Origin of the sequence: Ralstonia soli, from assembly GCF_023955655.1 — a bacterium.
GTDB lineage: Bacteria > Pseudomonadota > Gammaproteobacteria > Burkholderiales > Burkholderiaceae > Ralstonia > Ralstonia soli.
The window spans coordinates 188,335-208,340 of the sequence record NZ_JAMXHT010000006.1; the positions used below are offsets into that span (position 1 = coordinate 188,335).

20 protein-coding genes are annotated in these 20,006 nt (G+C 63.1%); 6 read left to right on the top strand and 14 right to left on the bottom strand.

The annotated features are described in order from the left end of the window. The first annotated feature begins 205 nt into the window (after window positions 1-205). The gene (locus NG900_RS16800; protein WP_252682503.1) at window positions 206-1,393 is read left to right on the top strand and encodes an acetylornithine transaminase; all 1,188 of its coding nucleotides are present in this window, start codon (window positions 206-208) and stop codon (window positions 1,391-1,393) included. Window positions 1,394-1,473: 80 nt separating this feature from the next. Continuing rightward, a complete protein-coding gene (locus tag NG900_RS16805) occupies window positions 1,474-1,950 on the top strand; it encodes a GNAT family N-acetyltransferase (protein WP_252682504.1) in 477 nt (158 codons plus the stop codon). A 68-nt stretch (window positions 1,951-2,018) separates the two neighbouring features. On the opposite strand, the gene NG900_RS16810 is transcribed toward NG900_RS16805, so the two are convergent. The 7 genes from NG900_RS16810 to NG900_RS16840 form a co-directional block, all read right to left on the bottom strand. Further along, a complete protein-coding gene (locus NG900_RS16810) occupies window positions 2,019-2,735 on the bottom strand; it encodes an ABC transporter ATP-binding protein (RefSeq protein WP_252682505.1) in 717 nt (238 codons plus the stop codon). Between the two features lie 37 nt (window positions 2,736-2,772). Continuing rightward, window positions 2,773-3,549 (bottom strand): ABC transporter ATP-binding protein, encoded by a 777-nt coding sequence (locus NG900_RS16815; RefSeq protein WP_252682506.1) that lies wholly within the window; start codon window positions 3,547-3,549, stop codon window positions 2,773-2,775. A gap of 14 nt (window positions 3,550-3,563) precedes the next feature. Next, on the bottom strand, window positions 3,564-4,700 hold the full coding sequence (locus NG900_RS16820; protein WP_252682507.1) for an ABC transporter permease subunit: 1,137 nt from the start codon (window positions 4,698-4,700) through the stop codon (window positions 3,564-3,566). A gap of 13 nt (window positions 4,701-4,713) precedes the next feature. Further along, window positions 4,714-5,649: a branched-chain amino acid ABC transporter permease gene (locus NG900_RS16825; RefSeq protein ID WP_252682508.1), complete on the bottom strand. Its 936-nt coding sequence runs from the start codon at window positions 5,647-5,649 to the stop codon at window positions 4,714-4,716. Between the two features lie 210 nt (window positions 5,650-5,859). Then, on the bottom strand, window positions 5,860-7,062 hold the full coding sequence (locus tag NG900_RS16830; protein WP_252682509.1) for a branched-chain amino acid ABC transporter substrate-binding protein: 1,203 nt from the start codon (window positions 7,060-7,062) through the stop codon (window positions 5,860-5,862). A 453-nt stretch (window positions 7,063-7,515) separates the two neighbouring features. Then, window positions 7,516-8,490 carry a 4-hydroxy-3-methylbut-2-enyl diphosphate reductase gene (ispH, locus tag NG900_RS16835; RefSeq protein ID WP_252682510.1) on the bottom strand — a complete coding sequence of 325 codons (975 nt, stop codon included), beginning with the start codon at window positions 8,488-8,490 and terminating at the stop codon, window positions 7,516-7,518. Continuing rightward, the gene (locus NG900_RS16840; protein ID WP_252682511.1) at window positions 8,490-8,978 is read right to left on the bottom strand and encodes an FKBP-type peptidyl-prolyl cis-trans isomerase; all 489 of its coding nucleotides are present in this window, start codon (window positions 8,976-8,978) and stop codon (window positions 8,490-8,492) included. The genes ispH and NG900_RS16840 overlap by 1 nt, the downstream gene beginning before the upstream one ends. Window positions 8,979-9,097: 119 nt before the next feature. On the opposite strand from NG900_RS16840, the gene radC reads away from it, so the two are divergent. From radC to nadB, 4 genes are all read left to right on the top strand, one after another. Beyond that, complete coding sequence (gene radC / locus NG900_RS16845; protein WP_252682512.1) at window positions 9,098-9,772, top strand: RadC family protein; 675 nt, start codon at window positions 9,098-9,100, stop codon at window positions 9,770-9,772. A 180-nt stretch (window positions 9,773-9,952) separates the two neighbouring features. Then, entirely contained in the window at window positions 9,953-10,186 is a 234-nt protein-coding gene (gene rpmB / locus NG900_RS16850; protein ID WP_004631999.1) for a 50S ribosomal protein L28, read from the top strand. A gap of 14 nt (window positions 10,187-10,200) precedes the next feature. Then, window positions 10,201-10,371: a 50S ribosomal protein L33 gene (gene rpmG, locus NG900_RS16855; RefSeq protein ID WP_003262397.1), complete on the top strand. Its 171-nt coding sequence runs from the start codon at window positions 10,201-10,203 to the stop codon at window positions 10,369-10,371. A gap of 187 nt (window positions 10,372-10,558) precedes the next feature. Then, the gene (gene nadB / locus NG900_RS16860) at window positions 10,559-12,160 is read left to right on the top strand and encodes an L-aspartate oxidase (RefSeq protein WP_252682513.1); all 1,602 of its coding nucleotides are present in this window, start codon (window positions 10,559-10,561) and stop codon (window positions 12,158-12,160) included. A 7-nt stretch (window positions 12,161-12,167) separates the two neighbouring features. Here the strand turns inward: nadB and nadC are convergent, their stop codons facing one another. The 7 genes from nadC to purN form a co-directional block, all read right to left on the bottom strand. Continuing rightward, window positions 12,168-13,055: a carboxylating nicotinate-nucleotide diphosphorylase gene (gene nadC / locus NG900_RS16865; protein ID WP_252682514.1), complete on the bottom strand. Its 888-nt coding sequence runs from the start codon at window positions 13,053-13,055 to the stop codon at window positions 12,168-12,170. Then, window positions 13,052-14,209, bottom strand: a complete 1,158-nt coding sequence (gene nadA / locus NG900_RS16870; RefSeq protein WP_252682515.1) for a quinolinate synthase NadA — start codon at window positions 14,207-14,209, stop codon at window positions 13,052-13,054. Before nadA ends, nadC begins: the two co-directional genes overlap by 4 nt. Before the next feature lie 187 nt (window positions 14,210-14,396). Beyond that, window positions 14,397-15,587, bottom strand: coding sequence for a DesA family fatty acid desaturase (locus NG900_RS16875; RefSeq protein ID WP_252682516.1), 1,191 nt, complete (start codon window positions 15,585-15,587; stop codon window positions 14,397-14,399). Between the two features lie 375 nt (window positions 15,588-15,962). Next, window positions 15,963-17,330, bottom strand: coding sequence for a mechanosensitive ion channel family protein (locus NG900_RS16880; RefSeq protein WP_252682517.1), 1,368 nt, complete (start codon window positions 17,328-17,330; stop codon window positions 15,963-15,965). Window positions 17,331-17,355: 25 nt separating this feature from the next. Next, window positions 17,356-17,925 (bottom strand): phospholipase D family nuclease, encoded by a 570-nt coding sequence (locus tag NG900_RS16885; protein ID WP_252682518.1) that lies wholly within the window; start codon window positions 17,923-17,925, stop codon window positions 17,356-17,358. Continuing rightward, window positions 17,922-19,316: an RsmB/NOP family class I SAM-dependent RNA methyltransferase gene (locus NG900_RS16890; RefSeq protein ID WP_252682519.1), complete on the bottom strand. Its 1,395-nt coding sequence runs from the start codon at window positions 19,314-19,316 to the stop codon at window positions 17,922-17,924. Before NG900_RS16890 ends, NG900_RS16885 begins: the two co-directional genes overlap by 4 nt. Further along, a complete protein-coding gene (gene purN, locus NG900_RS16895; RefSeq protein WP_252682520.1) occupies window positions 19,313-19,963 on the bottom strand; it encodes a phosphoribosylglycinamide formyltransferase in 651 nt (216 codons plus the stop codon). Before purN ends, NG900_RS16890 begins: the two co-directional genes overlap by 4 nt. Between the last annotated feature and the right edge of the window lie 43 nt (window positions 19,964-20,006).

Here is a 20,006-nt window from a genome sequence, read left to right on the forward strand (position 1 = left end):
CGCCTTATGAACCACGCCCTGCACCTCCGACGCCGCCGTACGTTGCTCCCTCCGGGAAGCCACGCGGCTGTCTGCTGATTGCATATCGGGTTCACAGGATTCGACGATCACAAGGCCACGGGCTCAACCCGTGGCCTTTGTCTTTTTCCAACTCGCGCTTTTCCGCTTTTTCATCTTCCTGCCGCCTTTTTCTGGAGTGTTTGCCATGGCGTTTGCTGACTACCCCGTCCAGTCCCTGATGTACATCACCAACCGGCCCGAGATCGTCTTCACCGAAGGCAAGGGCTCGTGGCTGACGGATCACAACGGCAAGCGATACCTCGACTTCGTGCAAGGCTGGGCCGTCAACTGCCTCGGCCATTCGAACGACGGCATGATCGAGGCGCTCAACGCGCAGGCCAAGAAGCTCATCAACCCGAGCCCGGCCTTCTACAACGAGCCGATGGCCAAGCTGGCCAACCTGCTGACCGCGCACAGCTGCTTCGACAAGGTGTTCTTCGCCAACAGCGGCGCCGAGGCCAACGAAGGCGCCATCAAGCTCGCCCGCAAGTGGGGCAAGAAGCATAAGAACGGCGCCTTCCAGATCATCACGTTCGACCACAGCTTCCACGGCCGTACGCTCGCCACCATGAGCGCGTCGGGCAAGGCCGGCTGGGACACGATCTTCGCCCCGCAGGTGCCGGGCTTCCCGAAGGCAATCCTGAACGACATTGCTTCGGTGGAAGCGCTCATCACCGACGACACCGTCGGCGTGATGCTGGAGCCGGTGCAGGGTGAAGGCGGCGTGCTGCCGGCCACGCCGGAGTTCATGCAACAGCTGCGCGCGCTGACCAAGAAGCACAAGATCCTGCTGATCGTCGATGAAGTGCAAGCCGGTTGCGGGCGTTGCGGCACCCTCTTCGCCTACCAGCTCTCGAACATCGAGCCGGACATCATGACGCTGGGCAAGGGTATCGGCGGCGGCGTGCCGCTGTCTGCCCTGCTGTGCACGGATGAAGTCGCCAGCTTCGAAGCCGGCGACCAGGGCGGCACGTACAACGGCAACCCGCTGATGACGGCGGTCGGCCTGTCGGTGATCGAGCAACTGCTGGCCCCGGGCTTCCTGGATGGCGTGCAAGAGCGCGGCGCCTACCTGCGCAAGCAGCTGCTGCAACTGTCGGAAGAATTCGGCCTGGCGGGCGAACGCGGTGAAGGCCTGCTGCGCGCCCTGCTGCTTGGCAAGGACATCGGCGGCCAACTGGTCGAAGCCGCACGCGAGATGAACCCGACGGGCCTGCTGCTCAACGCGCCGCGCCCGAACATCCTGCGCTTCATGCCCGCGCTGAACGTGACGACCGAAGAGATCGACACGATGATCGGCATGCTGCGCACGCTGCTCAAGACGCACGCTTAAAGCTAGACGCATCACCCAGGGCGGCGCGCAATGCGCTGCCCTTCACTGCTCCTCCGCTGTTTCCCACCCTGAGGTTTGCCATGGCCGCAACGCTTGTTGTTCCGGCCACGGGGATCGTTTTGTCTGACGATCCCGCGTGGCTCCCGCTGGACCAGATCTACGGTTTTCTCTCGCAGCAAACGCATTGGGCGTGCGGACTGCCCCGCGCGGTGTTCAACCGATCGATCGCCAACTCGCTGGCTTTTGCCGCCTACCAGCGCAACGACGATGGCACGCATGGTGATCTGGTGGGCTTCGCGCGCGTCATCTCGGACTACGCGACGTTCGCCTATCTGTGTGATGTGTTCGTGCTGCCGGCGTGGCGCGGCAAAGGTGTGTCGCACGTGCTGATGCAGTTCATGCGCGAGCACCCCGAGCTTCAAGGCCTGCGCCGCACGGTGCTGGTCACGACGGAGGCCGGCTGGCTTTACCGCAAGCACGGCTTTACCGATGTGCCGGGCGACAGCGGCTTCATGCAGCTGCATCGGCCGAACGTCTATCAAGCCGCATCGACCTAGCGCGCCAAAGAAAAAGCCCCGCAACTGCGGGGCTTTCTCATGACGCATGATGGTGCTTACTCGCCCACTCATTCACCCAAGTAGGCAGCACGCACCTTCGGGTCGTCCAGCATCTGCTTGGCATCGCCGCTCATGGTGATGAGACCGGAGTCCATCACGTAGCCGCGGTGCGCTGCCTGCAGCGCCAGTCGCGCGTTCTGCTCAACGAGCAGCACGGTCACGCCTTGCGCCGAGATGTCGCGCACGACCTCGAAGATCTTCTCCACCATGATCGGCGAGAGGCCCATCGACGGTTCGTCCAGCAGCAGCAGCTTCGGTTGGCTCATCAGCGCACGCGCCATGGCCAGCATCTGCTGCTCGCCACCCGACATCGTGCCGGCCAGCTGGTTTGCACGCTCCTTCAGGCGCGGGAAGATGCCGAACATGCGGTCGATGTCCGCCTTGATCTGGGCCTCGTCGTTGCGTGTGAAGGCACCCATCTGCAGGTTCTCGACGATGGTCATGCGCGCGAACACGCCGCGGCCTTCCGGCACCATCGCCAGACCCTGCTTGAGCAGGTTGTAGCTCGGCACGCCCTTGATCGACTTGCCCAGATACTGCACGTCGCCCGCGGCCCAGCCCTGCAGGCCGGTGATGGCCTTCATCGTGGTCGTCTTGCCGGCGCCGTTGGCGCCGATCAGCGTGACCAGCTCACCCTCGCGGATCTCCAGATCCACACCCTTGACTGCCTGGATGCCGCCGTAGGCAACCTTCAGGCCGTCGATCTTCAACATTACTGGTTTCATCCGTAATCCTTTTGCCTTGTTTCAGACGCTCAGCCAATCAATGCGCGGAGGCGCCCAGGTAGGCCTCGATCACGGCCGGGTTGCTCTGCACTTCGTGCGGCAGGCCCTGCGCGATCACCTTGCCGTAGTCCAGCACGGTCAGGCGGTTGCACAGGCCCATCACCAGCTTCACGTCGTGTTCGATCAGCAGGATGGTCTTGCCGTCCGAGCGGATCTTGTCGAGCAGGCCACGGAGTTCGACCTTTTCGGTGGCGTTCATGCCGGCAGCCGGCTCGTCCAGGGCCAGCAGCTTGGGCTGCGTGGCCAGGGCGCGCGCGATCTCCAGACGACGCTGGTGGCCGTACGACAGGTTGCGTGCCGTGTAGTTGGCGTACTTGCCGATGCCGACGTAGTCCAGCAGGTCGTGCGCCCAATCTTCGATGGACTGCTCTTCCTCGCGGGCGGACTTGGTGCGGAACACCGCGCCGATCAGGCCAGCCTTGGTACGGACGTGGCGGCCGACCATGACGTTTTCCGCCGCGGTCATGTCGCCGAACAGGCGGATGTTCTGGAATGTGCGGGCGATACCGGCCTTGGCCACTTCGTGCACGGCGGTCGGCTGGTACGGTTGGCCGCCCAGCACGAACTCGCCGGCGTCCGGCGTGTACAGGCCCGTGATGACGTTGAAGAACGTGGTCTTGCCGGCGCCGTTCGGGCCGATCAGGCCGTAGATCTCGCCTTCGCGGATTTCCAGGTTCACATCGGACAGCGCTTGCAGGCCGCCGAATCGCTTTTGTACGCCTCGGATCGAGAGGAGGACGTTGTTGTTGCTCATGTGCGTGCCTCCAATCAGATGCGGGACAAACCACCGACCCGCGCCTTCTGCGGACGGTCTTCCTTGCGCGGCGAGGGCCACAGGCCCGCAGGGCGATACAGCATCACCACCACCATCGCCAGGCCGAACAGCAACTGACGGAGCACTTCCGCTTCCACGATCACATGGCCAAACAGCTTGTTCTGGATCGGCTCGGCCAAGGCACGCAGCAGTTCCTGGAAGCCCACCAGCAGGACGCCGCCCAGGATCACGCCCGGGATGTGGCCCATGCCGCCCAGCACCACGATCGCCAGGATGTAGATCGACTCCCACAGCACGAACGATTCCGGCGACACGAAGCCCTGGAACGACGCGAACATCGCACCCGACACGCCGCCGAACGACGCGCCCATCGCAAATGCCAGCAGCTTGATGTTGCGGGTGTTGATACCCATCGCCTTGGCGGCGATTTCGTCTTCACGGATGGCAACCCATGCACGACCAATACGCGAGTTCTGCAGTCGCAGGCACACGATGATGATGATCGCGGCCAGCAGCACGAACAGGTAGTAGTACATGTAGACCGAGTCGAAGCGGATGCCGAAGAAGTCGTGGCGCTTCGAGAAGTCGAACCCGAAGATCTTGACCGGCTCGATCAGGTTGATGCCCTTCGGACCGTTGGTGATGTTCACCGGGCGGTCGAGGTTGTTCATGAAGATCCGGATGATTTCACCAAAGCCCAGCGTCACGATCGCGAGGTAGTCGCCACGCAGCTTCAGCGTCGGTGCACCCAGCAGGATGCCGAACAGCGCGGCCAGCCCCGCGCCCAGCGGAATCACCCACCAGACGATGAGATGCAGCCCGTTGGGGAACAGTTGGTGAATCCACTCGAACTGGTTCGACAGGTGTGGCGAGCCCAGCAGGCCCATCATGTACGCCCCCACCGCGTAGAACGCGATGTAGCCCAGATCGAGCAGGCCGGCAAAGCCCACCACGATGTTCAGGCCCAGGGCCAGCATGATGTAGAGCAGCGCGAAGTCCAGCACGCGCACCCAGTAGTTACCACCTGCGGCACCGACGATGAACGGTGCGAACAGGGCCAGGATCAGGAAGCCGTAGAGCGCGGCGCGCGTCTTCTTCGGAGCCTTGAATTCGGTTGCAGTTTCAGTCATGGCGCTCCCCTTCTTATGCACGGTCCGCAACGCGTTCGCCCATGATGCCGGACGGGCGGAACAGCAGCACGCCAATCAGCACGATGAACGCGAAGACATCTTGGTAGTTCGAACCGAACACACCGCCAGTCAGGTCACCGATATAGCCGGCGCCCAATGCTTCGATCAGGCCCAGCAGCATGCCGCCAACCATGGCGCCCGCCAGGTTGCCGATGCCGCCCAGCACCGCCGCGGTAAACGCCTTCAGGCCGGGGATGAAGCCCATGTAGAAGTGCGCATTACCGTAGTTGGTCGCCATCATCACGCCCGCGACCGCTGCCATGGCAGCACCGATCATGAACGTGGCGGAGATCACGAAGTTGGGGTTGACGCCCATCAGGCCTGCCACACGCTGGTTCTCGGCGGTCGCACGCATGGCGCGGCCGAGCTTGGTGCGGTTGACCAGCAGGATCAGCCCGACCATGACCAGGATCGACACGACGATGATGACGATTTCCTTGCCAGTGATGGTCGCGCCCGTAGAGCCGATATCGATCGGGCTCGAAGGCAGCAGCTGCGGGAACGTCAGCGGGTTGCGCGACCAGATCATCATCGCCAGGGTCTGCAGCACGATCGACACGCCGATGGCGGTGATCAGCGGCGCCAGGCGCGGCGCATTGCGCAGCGGCCGGTAGGCAACCCGTTCGATGGTGTAGGCCACGATGGCACAGACCGGCATTGCAAACAGCAGTGCCAGGATCAGCGTGATCCAGTCAGGCAAGTTGGGGAAGAACTTCTGGAGGAAGTTGATGGCGGTCAGGGCAGACATTGCACCGACCATCAGGACATCGCCGTGGGCGAAGTTGATGATGCCGAGAATACCGTAGACCATGGTGTAGCCAAGTGCGATCAGCGCGTAAATGCTGCCGAGCACCAGACCGTTCACGATCTGCTGGATAAAGATATCCATGAGAACAGCTCCTGCTATGCCTTGCTTTGTTGTAGGCGACGGGATGTCGTGCCCGCAAGGTATGCGATCAATCGGATGGGTAGGGTGAGGTTGCTGGTAAGCGGCCTGCCGACGCGCCCATGGTGAGGGCCTTGTTTCACTGGCGAGGCTATAAAAAACGGCACCGCAAGGGTAGGCGCGGTGCCGTTTTCAAGGGCGGTAACCCTTCGATTACATCTTCACAACGTCAAGGACGGTCTTCTTCTTGTCCTTGTAGTTGTACAGGGTGATCGAACCTTCCTTCAGGTCACCCTTGTCGTCGAACGCGATGTTGCCGATCACGCCGTGATAGTTGGTTGCCGGCATGGCAGCCAGGATCTTGGCCGGATCGGTCGAGTTGGCACGCTTCATCGCGTCGATGACCACGTTGACGGCGTCATACGTGAACGGTGCGTAGATCTGCACCGGCGTGTTGAAGCGCGCTTGATACTTCTTCTCGAAGTCTGCGCCCTTCTCCATCTTCGACAGCGCCAGGCCCGCTTCCGAGCAGACGATGTTGTCGATGGCGTCGCCAGCCAGTTCAGCAACCTTGTCGGTACACACGCCGTCGCCGCCAACGATCTTGGCCGTGATGCCCAGTTCCTTGGCCTGCTTGGCGAACGGACCGCCGGTGGCATCCATGCCGCCGTACATGATCACGTCCGGCTTCTTGCCCTTGATCTTGGTCAGAATGGCCTTGAAGTCGGTCGCCTTGTCGTTGGTGGCTTCACGTGCCACGACGTTCACGCCGTCGGCCTTCGCGGTCTTCTCGAACTCGTCGGCCAGGCCCTTACCGTAGGCGGTGGCATCGTCAACGATGGCCACGGTCTTGGCGCCCAGGGTCTTGGCGGCGTAGTTCGCCAGTGCCGGACCTTGCTGCGCGTCGGTGGCAACCACGCGGTAGGTCGTCTTGAAGCCCTGCTTGGTGTAGTCGGGGTTGGTCGACGACGGCGAGATCTGCACGATGCCTGCATCGCTGTAGATCTTGGAAGCCGGAATCGAAACGCCCGAATTCAGGTGGCCAACGACAGCAACAACGTGCTCGTCAACCAGCTTCTGCGCCACGGCAGTGCCGGTCTTCGGGTCGCCCGCATCGTCTTCACCGACCAGTTCCAGCTTGATCTTCTTGCCGTCGATGGTCAGGCCTTCCTTGTTGGCTTCTTCAACGGCCAGACGTGCGCCGTTTTCGTTGTCTTTGCCAAGGTGAGCAATACCGCCCGTCAGCGGTGCAGCATGACCGATCTTGACGACGGTCTCGCCGCCGGCAGCAGCCGGAGCCGACGTTGCTGCAGGTGCAGCAGCTTGGTCTGCGGGCTTTTCCTCGTTCTTACCGCAAGCTGCTACGAGTGCCACGGCAGCCGCAAGCGGCAGAACTTTGGCAAACTTAATTTGCATGAGTGATCTCCTAGATCTCGCAAGAGCAAGGAGAGCGTCCTGCCTCCCGGCCGCTCCCCCCGCGCCGATTTGTTTCAATTTGAAACGCGCGCATTGTATCCCCTTTTTTTGCGGATGCAATACGCGTCGCAACAACGATTTTTACCGTAATTACGCCGCTTTACGGGCTTTCCCCAATGCCCAAACAGGCGTCATTTCGCGCAGGCATGCGCGATAGGCAGACGGGTCTATCAAGAACCGTGCCAGAGTAAGGGAAACCCCCTATCCATGCGGGTTCCCGGTCGATACGCACGGTAAATCAAGGCTTCGGCGGTTTCGAAGTTGTTTTTGCGACGCACAAAATGAAACGGCCACTCTGGTTAGAGTGGCCGCTGCATGTTGAAAGCGCTTTACGCACCGCACTAGGGCGCACTGTTTTTGTGCGCTTTTAAGTGGGCATTTACATAAACGCGTTCAATTGATTTGAAGTCCCCTCGGAAGGGGGAAGGACATGTTTTCCTGAATACCATCCAGCGGACGGACGGTGCGCGCGCCTAGCGCCTTGAGCCGATCGACGATCGATTGCGCCAATTCTTCCGGCGCTGAAGCACCCGCCGTCAGGCCCACGCGGCGCTTGCCGGCCACCCATTCGGGTTTCACCTGCTCGGGCGTATCCACCATATAGGCGGGCACGCCCAGCTTTTCGGCCAGCTCACGCAGGCGGTTGGAGTTTGAACTGTTCGGGCTGCCGACCACGATCACCACTTCCACTTGGGGCGCCATGAATTTCACGGCGTCCTGGCGGTTCTGGGTGGCGTAGCAGATGTCTTGCTTCTTGGGCTCATGCACGGCCGGAAAGCGCGCCTTGATGGCCGCCACGATCTCCTGCGTCTCGTCGACCGACAGCGTGGTCTGCGTGACGTATGCCAGGCGCGTCGGATCCTTCACCACGAGATGCGCAACGTCATCGACGGATTCGACCAGCAGCATGCCGTCGTTCGCCTGACCCATCGTGCCTTCCACTTCAGGATGCCCCTTGTGGCCGATCATGATGATCTCGAAGCCCTGCGCCCGCATTTTCGAGACTTCAACGTGCACCTTGGTCACCAGCGGGCACGTTGCGTCGAACACGCGCAGGCCGCGCGCCTCCGCCGCCTCGCGCACCGCACGCGACACGCCGTGCGCGCTGAAGATGACGGTGCCGCCCACCGGCACATCGTCGAGTTCCTGCACGAACACCGCGCCCTTGTTGCGCAGGTCGCCCACCACATAGGCGTTGTGCACGATCTCGTGGCGCACGTAGATCGGCGCGCCAAACAACTCGAGCGCGCGCTCGACGATCTCAATGGCGCGATCCACGCCGGCGCAAAAGCCACGCGGCTGCGCGAGCAGAACCTCGGCGTCGGCTTGGGTGACAGGATCGATCGGGGCGTTCACGGCGTTGCTCATTACAGAATGCCGATGAGCTGGACTTCAAACACGATGGTCTGGCCAGCCAGCGGGTGGTTGAAATCGAACAGCGCGGAAGTCTCGCCGACTTCCTTGAGCACGCCGGCGTACTTGCCGCCGGATGGCGCATTGAACTCAACGAGATCGCCCGGCTGGTAGTCCTCTTCAAACGAGGAGTTCTCGCGCAGCGTGGCCAGAGACACGCGCTGCAGCAGCTCCGGGTTGCGCGGCCCGAATGCATGTTCGGGCGCCAGGCGGAAGGTCGTGCGCTCGCCCTCGCGCATGCCGAACAGCGCCTGCTCCAGCGTCGGCGCCATCTGGCCCTGGCCCAGCAGCAGCGTGGCCGGCTTGTCGTCAAACGTCGTGACGATGTCCGTGTCGTTTTCCAGCGCGATGCGGTAGTGCAGCGTCAGGAAAGAATCCGGGCCAACCACCTTGCCCGCGCCGCTTGCTGCCCCGTTGGACGCCTCGTTCACCAAATTTTGCACGCTTAACCCGCTTGACCAAAAAGTAACCCGTTATTGTACGTCAGCCCTCCCTGCGCCCGCAGGCGCGGCGCCCGCCGCACACCTATATCAATAGGGGCTTTTTCTCCTCGCGCTACCTTATGGCAATCGTCGACTGGCCCGCCCACGAGCGGCCACGTGAAAAACTGCTCGCCCACGGCCCCGCCGCCCTTTCCGACGCAGAACTGCTTGCCATCTTCCTGCGCGTGGGTGTGCCCGGGAAAAGTGCCGTCGACCTCGCACGCGAACTGCTCACCCACTTTGGCTCGCTCGGGCGGCTGTGTCACGCGTCGCAACAGGAGTTCTCGTCAATCAATGGCATGGGGCCCGCCAAATACGCACAACTCCATGCGCTATTAGAAGTGGCACGGCGGGCGCTCAAGGAAGACATCAGCCACGGAAAGACCTTCGAATCCCCACAGAGCGTGAAGGATTTCCTGCGCCTGACGCTCGGCCACCGGCCACATGAGGTGTTCGCCTGTTTATTTCTAGATGTGCGGCACCGGCTGATTGCGTGGGAAGAACTGTTTCGCGGCACACTCACCGAGGCCCGCGTCTACCCACGCGAGATTGCCAAGCGCGCCCTGCATCACAACGCAGCGGCCGTCGTCCTAGCCCACAACCACCCCACCGGCCACGCCGAGCCCAGCGAATCGGACATCACCCTAACCCGGGAACTCTGCCGCGCACTGGCGCTGCTCGACGTGATTGTTCTGGATCACATGATCGTCGGCCGCACCACGGTCTACGGCTTCCTGGAACACGGCAAGATGTAGCGCGGACGCCGCATCACGCGTTGCTCAACGGCAATCCGCTGATCTCGTTGATTTGCCAGCAGTTTTGTGTGTATAATCCGCGTTTCGCTGAAGTCCCACCTCTACAGTGGCGCTGCGCTTGGTTTTGGTCCCAGCGCCCGGTCGCAAACTGTAGCCAACGAATTAAGTTAGGAGTGCTCCATGGCACGCGTCTGTCAAGTGACCGGGAAAGCGCCGATGGTCGGCAATAACGTTTCCCACGCAAACAACAAGACCAAGCGCCGTTTTCTGCCGAACCTGCAGAATCGCCGCTTCTGGGTCGAATCCGAAAACCGCTGGGTGAGCCTGCGCGTGTCGAACGCCGGTCTGCGCCTGATCGATAAAAAAGGCATCGACGAAGTGCTCGTGGACCTGCGCGCACGCGGCGAAGTCTAATTAGGAGTTAAATCATGGCCAGCAAAGGCGGACGCGACAAGATCAAGCTGGAATCGACCGCAGGTACGGGTCATTTCTACACGACCACCAAGAACAAGCGCACCAAGCCGGAAAAGATGGAGATCATGAAGTTCGATCCCGTCGCCCGCAAGCACGTCGCTTACAAGGAAACCAAGATCAAGTAATCCTCGCGATTGCTGTGGCTTGTTTCCGTCGGCACGACCGACAGCAAAAACCCGCTCCAAGGCGGGTTTTTTGTTGCCTGTCGTTTGACGCAAGCCGCGGTGTACACTGCTCCCCTTTCCGATTGACACGCGACTGCACTGACTTTGCCAGCACGCAGCCGCGTCTGCCCAGCGTCTTGCGTCTTCCATGAATTTCGATGTTGCCGTTGTTGGCAGTGGCCTGGCGGGCCTGACCGTCGCCCTGCACCTCGCCGATCACCGCCGTGTGGTCGTCATCAGCAAGCGCAGCCTGCCGGAAGGCGCCAGCGACTGGGCACAGGGTGGCATCGCAGCCGTGCTCGACTCGGGCGACAGCCATGACGAGCACGTTGACGACACGCTCATCGCCGGCGCTGGCCTGTGCGATGAGGCGGCCACACGCTACATCGTCGAAAATGGGCGCTCCGCCATCGAATGGCTGATCAACCACGGCGTGCCTTTCACCCGCGATGAACAAGCCGAACTTGGCTTCCATCTCACGCGCGAGGGCGGCCACCGCCACCGCCGCATCATCCACGCGGCAGATGCTACCGGCCATGCCGTGGTAACGACGCTGGTGGAGAAAGTCCGCAATCACCCGAACATCACGCTGCTGGAAGACCACTTCGCGATCGACCTGATTACCGACGCAAAACTGGGACTACCGGGCATGCGCTGTCACGGCCTGTATGTGCTCGATTGCGAGAGCGGCCACGTGAAGACGCTCACCGCCAGCCAGACCGTGATGGCCACGGGTGGTGCGGGCAAGGTCTATCTCTATACGACGAATCCGGACACCGCCAGCGGTGACGGCATCGCGATGGCATGGCGCGCAGGCTGCCGCGTGGCGAACATGGAGTTCATCCAGTTCCATCCGACCTGCCTGTACCACCCGTTCGCCAAATCGTTCCTGATTACCGAAGCCGTGCGCGGCGAGGGCGGCAAGCTGATCTTGCCCGACGGCACGCGCTTCATGCCCGCGCACGACGAGCGCGCCGAACTGGCCCCGCGCGACATCGTCGCCCGCGCCATCGACTTCGAGATGAAGAAGCGCGGCCTGGACTGTGTGTACCTGGACATCAGCCACCAGAGCCCTGAATTCCTCCAGGAACACTTCCCGACCATCCTGGCGCGCTGCCTGGAACTCGGCATCGACATCACGCGCGAGCCGATTCCGGTCGTGCCGGCGGCGCACTACACGTGTGGCGGCGTGGTGACGGATCACCTGGGCCGCACCGATATCGCGGGGCTGTATGCCGTGGGCGAGACGGCCTACACCGGCCTGCACGGCGCCAACCGGCTGGCAAGCAACTCGCTGCTCGAATGCATGGTGATCGGTCGTGGCGCGGCGGAAGACATCCTCGCGCAGCCCCAATCGAAGCCGACGTCGGTACAGATTCCCGCATGGGACGAAAGCCGCGTGACCGATGCCGATGAGGAAGTCGTCGTCTCGCACAACTGGGACGAACTGCGCCGCATGATGTGGAACTACGTCGGCATCGTGCGCACGAACAAACGGCTGGAACGCGCGCAGCACCGCATTGCCCTGCTGCGCGAAGAGATTGCGGAGTACTACGCCAACTTCCGCGTCGGCCACGACCTGCTGGAGCTGCGCAACCTCGTCGAAGTGGCCTCGCTGATCGTCGACAGCGCGCTGTCACGGCATGAGAGCCGCGGCCTGCATTTCTCGCGCGACTACCCGGAGACGCTGCCCAAGGCACTGCCGACGGTCATGCAGCCGACCCATCGGCAGATCGCGCGCAAGCGCTAAGCGTTATTCAGTCAACAATCCGCAGGGAGTAGTCGGTCGCGCGCACGTCCTTCGTGAGCGCACCGACGGAGATGCGATCGACGCCCGTTTCGGCAAACGCGCGGATCGTGTCGATGTTCACGCCGCCGGACACCTCCAGTAGCGCTCGCCCTGCCGTCACGCGCACAGCCTCTCGCATTGCCGGCGTGTCGAAGTTGTCGAGCAGCACGGACGTGGCACCCGCCGCCAGCGCTTCATCAAGCTGTGCCAGCGTTTCGACTTCCACCTGGATCGGCACACCGGCATTCAACGCCTGCGCTGCACGCAGGGCCGCCGTCACCCCACCTGCAGCGGCGATGTGGTTTTCCTTGATCAGGATACCGTCGTACAGGGCCAGGCGCTGGTTCTCACCGCCACCGATGCGCACGGCGTACTTCTGTGCAAGACGCAGGCCGGGCAGCGTCTTGCGCGTATCGAGCACGCGGGCGCGCGTGCCGGCGATGACCCCCGCGTAGCGCGACGTGGCCGTCGCCACACCGGAGAGCAATTGCAGGAAGTTCAGCGAGGGGCGCTCTGCAGTCAGCAGCGAACGCGCGGGGCCTTCGATCTCGCACACCACCGAATCAGGCGCCATGCGATCGCCTTCGTGCTGGCGCCACGTCACGCGCAGCGTCGGATCGACGGCGCGCATGCAGGCGTCGAACCAGGGCGTGCCGCACAGCACCGCGTCTTCGCGCACGATCACACGGGCGCGCGCATGTCGTTCGGCAGGAACCAGCAAGCCGGTGCGATCGCCCGTGCCGACGTCTTCGGCAATGGCGGCCGCCACATTCGCGGCCAGCGCTTCATGCAACGCCGGGCCGAAACTGTCGAAAACCGCCTGCGCGGCGTTCACGTTCATCTGAGTCGCCGTCATGCCGGGCCAACTCCCTGGAAAAGTTGTGCATTGGCAGCCAGCTCGCCTTGGGGCCGAACTGCAGCCTTCTCACGCGCAGCAAAGTCGAGCATGCGGTCGATGCAGACCACGGCCTGTTTGCCGATGGCCGGATCGACATGAATTTCGTTGCGGCCGTTTTCCAGCACTTCAGCCAGATTCGTGAGCGCGTTCATCGCCATCCACGGGCAGTGCGCGCAGCTCTTGCAGGTCGCGCTGTTGCCGGCGGTCGGCGCCTCGATGAAGAGCTTGCCCGGCGCGGCCATGCGCATCTTGTGCAGGATGCCGTTGTCGGTCGCGACGATGAATTCGTTGGCCGACAGGGACTGCGCGGCCGCGATCAGTTGCGAGGTGGAGCCCACCACGTCGGCCTGCGCGACCACCGATTCCGGCGATTCGGGGTGCACGAGGATCTTCGCGTTCGGATGTTCAGCGCGCAGCAGGTCGAGCTCCACGCCCTTGAACTCGTCGTGCACAAGGCATGAGCCCTGCCACAGCAGCATGTCGGCACCGGTCTGCTTTTGGATGTAGCTGCCGAGGTGGCGGTCAGGCGCCCAGAGGATCTTCTTACCCTGCGCGTGCAGGTGTTGCACGATCTTCAGCCCGATGGACGACGTCACCATCCAGTCCGCGCGCGCCTTCACCGCAGCGCTGGTATTGGCGTAGACGACCACGGTACGGTCCGGATGCGCGTCGCAGAAAGCGGCAAACTCATCCGACGGACAGCCCAGGTCCAGGGAGCAGGTCGCGTCCAGATCCGGCATCAGCACGGTCTTTTCGGGGCTGAGGATCTTGGCGGTCTCGCCCATGAAGCGCACACCGGCCACCACCAGCGTCTTGGCGGAATGATCCCGGCCAAAGCGCGCCATCTCCAGCGAGTCGGACACGCAACCACCGGTCTCCTCGGCCAGGTCCTGCAGATCGGCGTCGACGTAGTAGTGCGCGACCAGCACCGCATCGCGTTCCTTGAGCAGGCGTTTGATGCGAGCCTTCAATTCGTCGCGCTCTTCTCGGGATAGCACGGGCGGCACCTTGGCCCAGGCGTGGGCAACGCAACTGGCACCGGATTGCCCAAGTTGGGCTTGGGCGAGCATATCCGGGCGCTCGAATTCAACCGTCTTGATGTGGGTTTCCATGATTGTCTCCCCGTCCCTTCATGCCATTAAGGCGCCGAAAAGCTGGCGCGGCAATGAAACGGACGGTGTGTGAGGAGGACTCGCGCCGCGATACGTAGTCGCAGCCTGTTAAAAAAATGAGTTGGGGCAGTTTACCCAAAAGAAAAGCCCCGCTGCGGAGCGGGGCTTCACCTATGAAACACGAAACTCAGGCGTAACGGCGCAGGCGCACGGCAAATTCCTGCAGTGCATGGATGCCGCTTTCCTCTGCGCGCTTGCACCAGTCCTGCAGTTGATGCAGCAGTTGCTCACGCGTGGCGTTCGAGCGGCTCCACAGCGCACCCAGTTCGCGGCGCATTTCCACGAAAGTGTGCAGCGACGAGTGGTCGGACACGATCTGCGAGAGCTGCTCGCGCTGCGGCGCGCCCAGCTTGGCCTCATCGCGGTGGAACCACTTACGGGCCGGTTTCAGTGCACGGTACTCCACATCACGCGAGGCCTTCAGCTTGGCCAGCTCTTGGCGATATGCAGCCTTGACCGTCTTGGCGTAGCGAGCCATCACGTCGTAGCGGTTGGCGATGATGGCTTCCAGTGTGTTCTGGTCAACCGGCTTGGCATCGACAAAACGCGCCTTGGGCGCCACTTTCTTGACCTTGGCCAGACCGACAATTTCCAGTGCGCGGATGTAGCCCCAGCCGATGTCGAACTCGTACCACTTGACCGAGAACTTGGCCGACGTGGCGTACGTGTGGTGGTTGTTGTGCAGCTCTTCGCCACCGATGATGATGCCCCACGGGGACACGTTGGTCGAAGCGTCTTCGCAGTCGAAATTGCGGTAGCCCCAATAGTGGCCCAGGCCATTGATGATGCCGGCAGCGTGGATCGGGATCCACAGCATCTGCACCGCCCACACCGTCAGGCCGACCGCGCCGAACATCAGCACGTCGAGAATCAGCATGAGGCCAACGCCTTGCCACGTGAACTTGGAATACAGGTTGTGCTCGATCCAGTCATCCGGCGTGCCGTGGCTGAACTTCTCGATCGTTTCCTTGTTCTTGGCCTCGGCGCGATACAGCTCAGCGCCTTCGAACAGCACCTTGCGGATACCGCGCGTCTGCGGGCTGTGCGGATCGTCTTCGGTTTCGCACTTGGCGTGGTGCTTGCGGTGAATGGCGGTCCATTCACGGGTGACCATGCCGGTGGTCAGCCACAGCCAGAAACGGAAGAAATGGGCAGGAATCGGATGCAGATCCAGCGCACGGTGCGCCTGGCAACGATGCAGAAAGATCGTGACGGCAGCGATGGTGATGTGCGTCACCACCAGCGTGAAAATCAGGATTTGCCACCACGCCCAGTTCAGGGTGCCGTTGGCAAGGAAATTCAGAATGGAGTCGATCAAAGTGTTCTCCGTGGTCAACTCGGGGTGATCAAGGCAGCCTTAGGTCCGTCAATCGATCGGGACGTTGCTGCCTCTTGAGGCCATCCACTGTCGCAGGGTTGCGACAGTGGGGTCGTCTTGGCGGGGATTCGAGTGTTGGCACCCGGCTTGCGCGTCACATCGGCGAGCTTCCAGCCGCCTGTCATATGACCTCCGCCCCTGCGCAATACAAGGCGTCCGCGGCGCTTTATGCCGCAAAACCTAAGCATTTGCGACGGGCCGTCTGGTTCCTCTGTGGGAGCATCCGGCATTTTAACCGAATACCCCCTCTATTCCATGGGGGAAAACCGCCAATTTGACCTCGGACAAGCCGGTGCCGTTCCGCAAACGGGCGCGCTAGGTCGATACCGACGCGTTGGAGGAGACTGCTGCATCACCCGAAGCACCCTGCTGCAGCCCGACTGTCCCCAGCAGCCGCACTTCGCGCTGGGGGTACGGGATCTCGATGCCGGCTTCCTTGAAGCAGCGATAGATCGCGCGATTCAACTCCGACTGCACACCCAGCTTGCCGTTGTGCGGGTCGTTGATCCATACGCCCAGTTCGTACTCGATGCCGCTATCGGCAAACAAGACCATGAAGGCTGCCGGCGCCGGCTCGGTCAGCACACGCGGAATGCCCTCGGCACATTGCACCAGCAGTGCCAGTACGGTTTCCGGATCGGCGGCGTACGATGCCTGCACGCGCACCGCCACCCGCACTGTGCCGCGCTCGTTATGGTTCTGCACGGCCTGCGCGACCATCAGCTCGTTCGGCACCAGCGTGTCTCCGTCGCCGTTGCGCACCACGGTGTAGCGCGTGCGGATCTGCGTGACGATGCCGGTGTAGGTGCTGACGGTGATCTGATCGCCCAGCTTGAGCGAACGCTCGAGCAGGATGATGAAGCCCGACACATAGTTGCTGGCGATCTTCTGCAGGCCGAAGCCCAGGCCCACGCCCAGCGCGCCGCCGAATACCGACAGCACCGTCAGGTCGATCCCCACCAGCGACAGGCTCAGCAGCAGCGCCACCACCAGCAGTACCGCCTTGGTCACGCGCGAGAGCACCACCTTCAGGTTGGCATCCAGCGCCCTGGCGCGCGTGATGCGACTGTCCAGCCAGGAGCCAAACCACATCGCCACCAGCACGGTCAGCAGAATCCACACCACGCCCATCAGCATGGCGGCCACGCTCACTTTCTGCTTGCCGCCCACTGAAAACCGGATGCCGTCCAGGTAATCCACCACATCACCCAGCACGCCCAGCACATACAGCACCATCGCCACCCACATCAGCGTGATGAGCACGCGCTGCACCAGCACCAGCATGCCGCGCAGTTCGCCGTTGGCCGACAGCACACGGCGCAGCACGTAGAACGCCAGGTAGAGCATCGTCAGCCCAAACAGCGGCACGACGGCCAGACGGAACATGCTGACAGGCATGACGCCCACCAGCGCGTAACGCGCCCCCAGCACCAGCAGCCAGCCGATCAGCGGGAACACCGCCCGCTCAAGGCTCGACCAGGCAAAGCGCAGCGCAAAGGTGTCGTTCACGTGGGCGGCGTGCAGGCGCCGCGAGATCGGCCGTGCAATCAGCCATGCTGCGGCCAGCACCAGCACGAGCACGCCGAGCTGCCAGATGAAACGCGGCCCGCCCAGATCAGAGACGATGTCGCCGAGCATATGGCCCAGCGCGATGTGGTTCAGGTTCAGCGGCAATCCGTTCATTGGAGCGACCGGTTATTGCGCACCCTCATTGGGCACGATACGGCAGCGCGTCAGCCACATGCTTCTGCCAGTTGGCGGCGTAGCGCTGGGCGAGGTCGGCATCGCCACGCACGATCAGCACGTTTTCGGCGTTGCCGCGCTGCGCGGTCTGCGTGAAGTTGAAGCTGCCGGTCACCAGCACCGGTCGCGCACCGCGCGCGTCGATCACGATGACTTTGTTGTGCGCGTTCTTGTAACGCACCTCCAGCCAGACGGGGATGCCCGCATTGGCAACCTCGGGGACACGGCTGCCGCCGGAGCGTGTCATCTGCTCCCGATCCGCCAGCACGCGAACGTCGACACCACGCTGATGCGCCGCCAGCAGCGCACGCACGATGGCCTTGTTCGACAGCAGATACGCCTGCACCAGCACCTGCTCGCGCGCCTGATCGATGGCATCGGCGAGCAGCCCTTCGATATCGTCGTCGGGCGTGAAAGCCGCCTGGACCGTGCCCTTGGCCGGCAACACCGGCGGCGTGCTGCGCGCCAGTGCAATTCCGCCTGCAGAACACGCCAGCCAGACGGCAAGCGCCACCCCTAAGCGACGCGCCATCACGCGCGGCGCTCCAGCACGGCAGCGAAGAAGCCGTCGGTCTGGTGCGTGTGCGGATACAGCTCGAGGTAGGGGCCCATCTCCAGCTCGATCTTCTGCGCGGCGAGCACCTCGCCAGCGGGCACGAGCACGAAGTCTTCATGCGCGGCCAGGAACTGCTCGACCACCTGCTGGTTCTCGCGCGCCAGCACGCTGCACGTTGCGTAGACGAGGCGGCCACCCGGCTTCAACAGCCGCGCCGCCGACGTCAGGATCGACAACTGCTTGGCCGACATTTCCTCCACGGCCTGGGCGGATTGACGCCACTTCAGATCGGGATTGCGGCGCAATGTGCCCAGCCCGCTGCACGGCGCATCGACCAGCACCCGGTCGATCTTGCCAGCCAGGCGCTTGACCTTGGCGTCGTGTTCGCTGTCGATGCGGCCCGGATGCACATTCGACAGGCCGCTGCGCGCCAGGCGCGGGCCCAGGTTCGACAGACGCTTCTCCGATACATCAAAGGCGTACAGGCGCCCCGTGGAGCGCATCGCCGCACCGATCGCCAGCGTCTTGCCGCCCGCGCCGGCGCAGAAATCGACCACCATCTCGCCGCGCTTGGGCGCCAGAAGCTGGCACAGCAACTGGCTGCCCTCGTCCTGCACCTCGACCGTGCCGTTGGTGAAGATGTCGAGCTTGTTCAGCGCCGGCTTGCCTGCCAGGCGGATGCCGACCGGCGACAGCGGCGCGGCAGCACCCTCGATGCCGGCTTCGGCCAGCGTGACCAGCACGGCTTCGCGCTCGCCCTTGAGCGTGTTGACACGCAAGTCCAGCGGCGCGGGGGTCAGCCAAGCCTGCGCCAGGGCTTCGGTAAATTCGGCGCCGTGCTGGGCGACCAGCGCATCAAATAGCCAGTCCGGCAGGTTGGCGCGCACGCGCGCGGCCAGGGCGGCGCGGTCGCGGTTTTCCCAGCGGTCCAGCCATTCGGCTTCAGCCGGATTCAGGAACGGAGCGATGGCCTCGCGGCCGGCGGTCTGCAGCAGACCAAGCAACACCAGGCGGCGGCGCGCCGGGCCGGTGCCGCTCTCGGCAAACTGGCCGAATTCGACCTTGCGACGCAGCACCGCAAACGCCGCCTCGGCGATGATGCCGCGCTCGCGGTGGCCGAGTTCGTGATGTTCACGGAAGTACTGGCTGACCACCATGTCGGCCGGCGCCGCAAAGTGCAGCAGGCGGGCGAGCACCTTGTCCAGGTGTTCCAGGTGGCTGCCGTGCACGCCCGTGCGCGGACGCGGCGCACTGCGCTGCTGAGGCTTGCCCTGGGGCGCCCGGTACCAGCCGCCGCCACCCGAGCCCGAGCGCTTGTTGCTCGGCCCACCGTTTCCGTTACCGCGCGAACGCTGGCGATCCTGGCTCATGCTGCCTCCCCGGCGCTCACGCCAATGACAAGCTGTGACACATCCGGCGAGACGCGCACAACACCGTTTTCAATCGACAACCGCCCTTCCACGAACCAGCGCACGGCACGCGGATAGATCACATGTTCCTGCGTCAGCAGCCGAGCGGCCAGCGAATCGGGGGTGTCGCCCTGACGCACCTCGATAATGGCCTGCAGCACGATCGGGCCATGATCCAGGTCGGCCGTGACGAAATGCACCGTCGCGCCATGCACCTTCACACCCATGGCCAGCGCGGCCTGGTGCGTGTGCAGGCCGGGGAAGCACGGCAGCAGCGACGGGTGGATGTTCAGCATGCGCCCTGCGTAGTGCGTCACAAAGCCAGGCGTCAGGATGCGCATGAAGCCCGCCAGAACCACGAGGTCGGGCGAAAAGCCGTCGATGACCTGCGCCAGGGCGGCGTCAAAGCTGTCGCGATCGGGGAAGGCCTTGTGGTCCACCACGGCCGTGGCAATGCCGTGCGACGCGGCAAATTTAAGTCCAGCGGCATCTGGCCGATTAGAAATGACGGCGGCGATACGACCCGACCAACCTTCGGCCTGACAGGCGCGGACGATGGCTTCCATGTTGGAGCCCCGCCCGGAAATGAGAATGACGATGTTTTTCATCGCGGCATTTTATCAAGTGCGCCGCAGTCCCCCGAGAAAATCC

Excerpts from the sequence above, each read along its gene's own strand:
- NG900_RS16800 (WP_252682503.1), top strand. The coding sequence starts at position 206 with ATGGCGTTTGCTGACTACCCCGTCCAGTCCCTGATGTACATCACCAAC.
- NG900_RS16805 (WP_252682504.1), top strand. The coding sequence starts at position 1,474 with ATGGCCGCAACGCTTGTTGTTCCGGCCACGGGGATCGTTTTGTCTGAC.
- NG900_RS16810 (WP_252682505.1), bottom strand. The coding sequence starts at position 2,735 with ATGAAACCAGTAATGTTGAAGATCGACGGCCTGAAGGTTGCCTACGGC.
- NG900_RS16815 (WP_252682506.1), bottom strand. The coding sequence starts at position 3,549 with ATGAGCAACAACAACGTCCTCCTCTCGATCCGAGGCGTACAAAAGCGA.
- NG900_RS16820 (WP_252682507.1), bottom strand. The coding sequence starts at position 4,700 with ATGACTGAAACTGCAACCGAATTCAAGGCTCCGAAGAAGACGCGCGCC.
- NG900_RS16825 (WP_252682508.1), bottom strand. The coding sequence starts at position 5,649 with ATGGATATCTTTATCCAGCAGATCGTGAACGGTCTGGTGCTCGGCAGC.
- NG900_RS16830 (WP_252682509.1), bottom strand. The coding sequence starts at position 7,062 with ATGCAAATTAAGTTTGCCAAAGTTCTGCCGCTTGCGGCTGCCGTGGCA.
- ispH (WP_252682510.1), bottom strand. The coding sequence starts at position 8,490 with ATGAGCAACGCCGTGAACGCCCCGATCGATCCTGTCACCCAAGCCGAC.
- radC (WP_252682512.1), top strand. The coding sequence starts at position 9,098 with ATGGCAATCGTCGACTGGCCCGCCCACGAGCGGCCACGTGAAAAACTG.
- rpmB (WP_004631999.1), top strand. The coding sequence starts at position 9,953 with ATGGCACGCGTCTGTCAAGTGACCGGGAAAGCGCCGATGGTCGGCAAT.
- rpmG (WP_003262397.1), top strand. The coding sequence starts at position 10,201 with ATGGCCAGCAAAGGCGGACGCGACAAGATCAAGCTGGAATCGACCGCA.
- nadB (WP_252682513.1), top strand. The coding sequence starts at position 10,559 with ATGAATTTCGATGTTGCCGTTGTTGGCAGTGGCCTGGCGGGCCTGACC.
- nadC (WP_252682514.1), bottom strand. The coding sequence starts at position 13,055 with ATGACGGCGACTCAGATGAACGTGAACGCCGCGCAGGCGGTTTTCGAC.
- nadA (WP_252682515.1), bottom strand. The coding sequence starts at position 14,209 with ATGGAAACCCACATCAAGACGGTTGAATTCGAGCGCCCGGATATGCTC.
- NG900_RS16880 (WP_252682517.1), bottom strand. The coding sequence starts at position 17,330 with ATGAACGGATTGCCGCTGAACCTGAACCACATCGCGCTGGGCCATATG.
- NG900_RS16890 (WP_252682519.1), bottom strand. The coding sequence starts at position 19,316 with ATGAGCCAGGATCGCCAGCGTTCGCGCGGTAACGGAAACGGTGGGCCG.
- purN (WP_252682520.1), bottom strand. The coding sequence starts at position 19,963 with ATGAAAAACATCGTCATTCTCATTTCCGGGCGGGGCTCCAACATGGAA.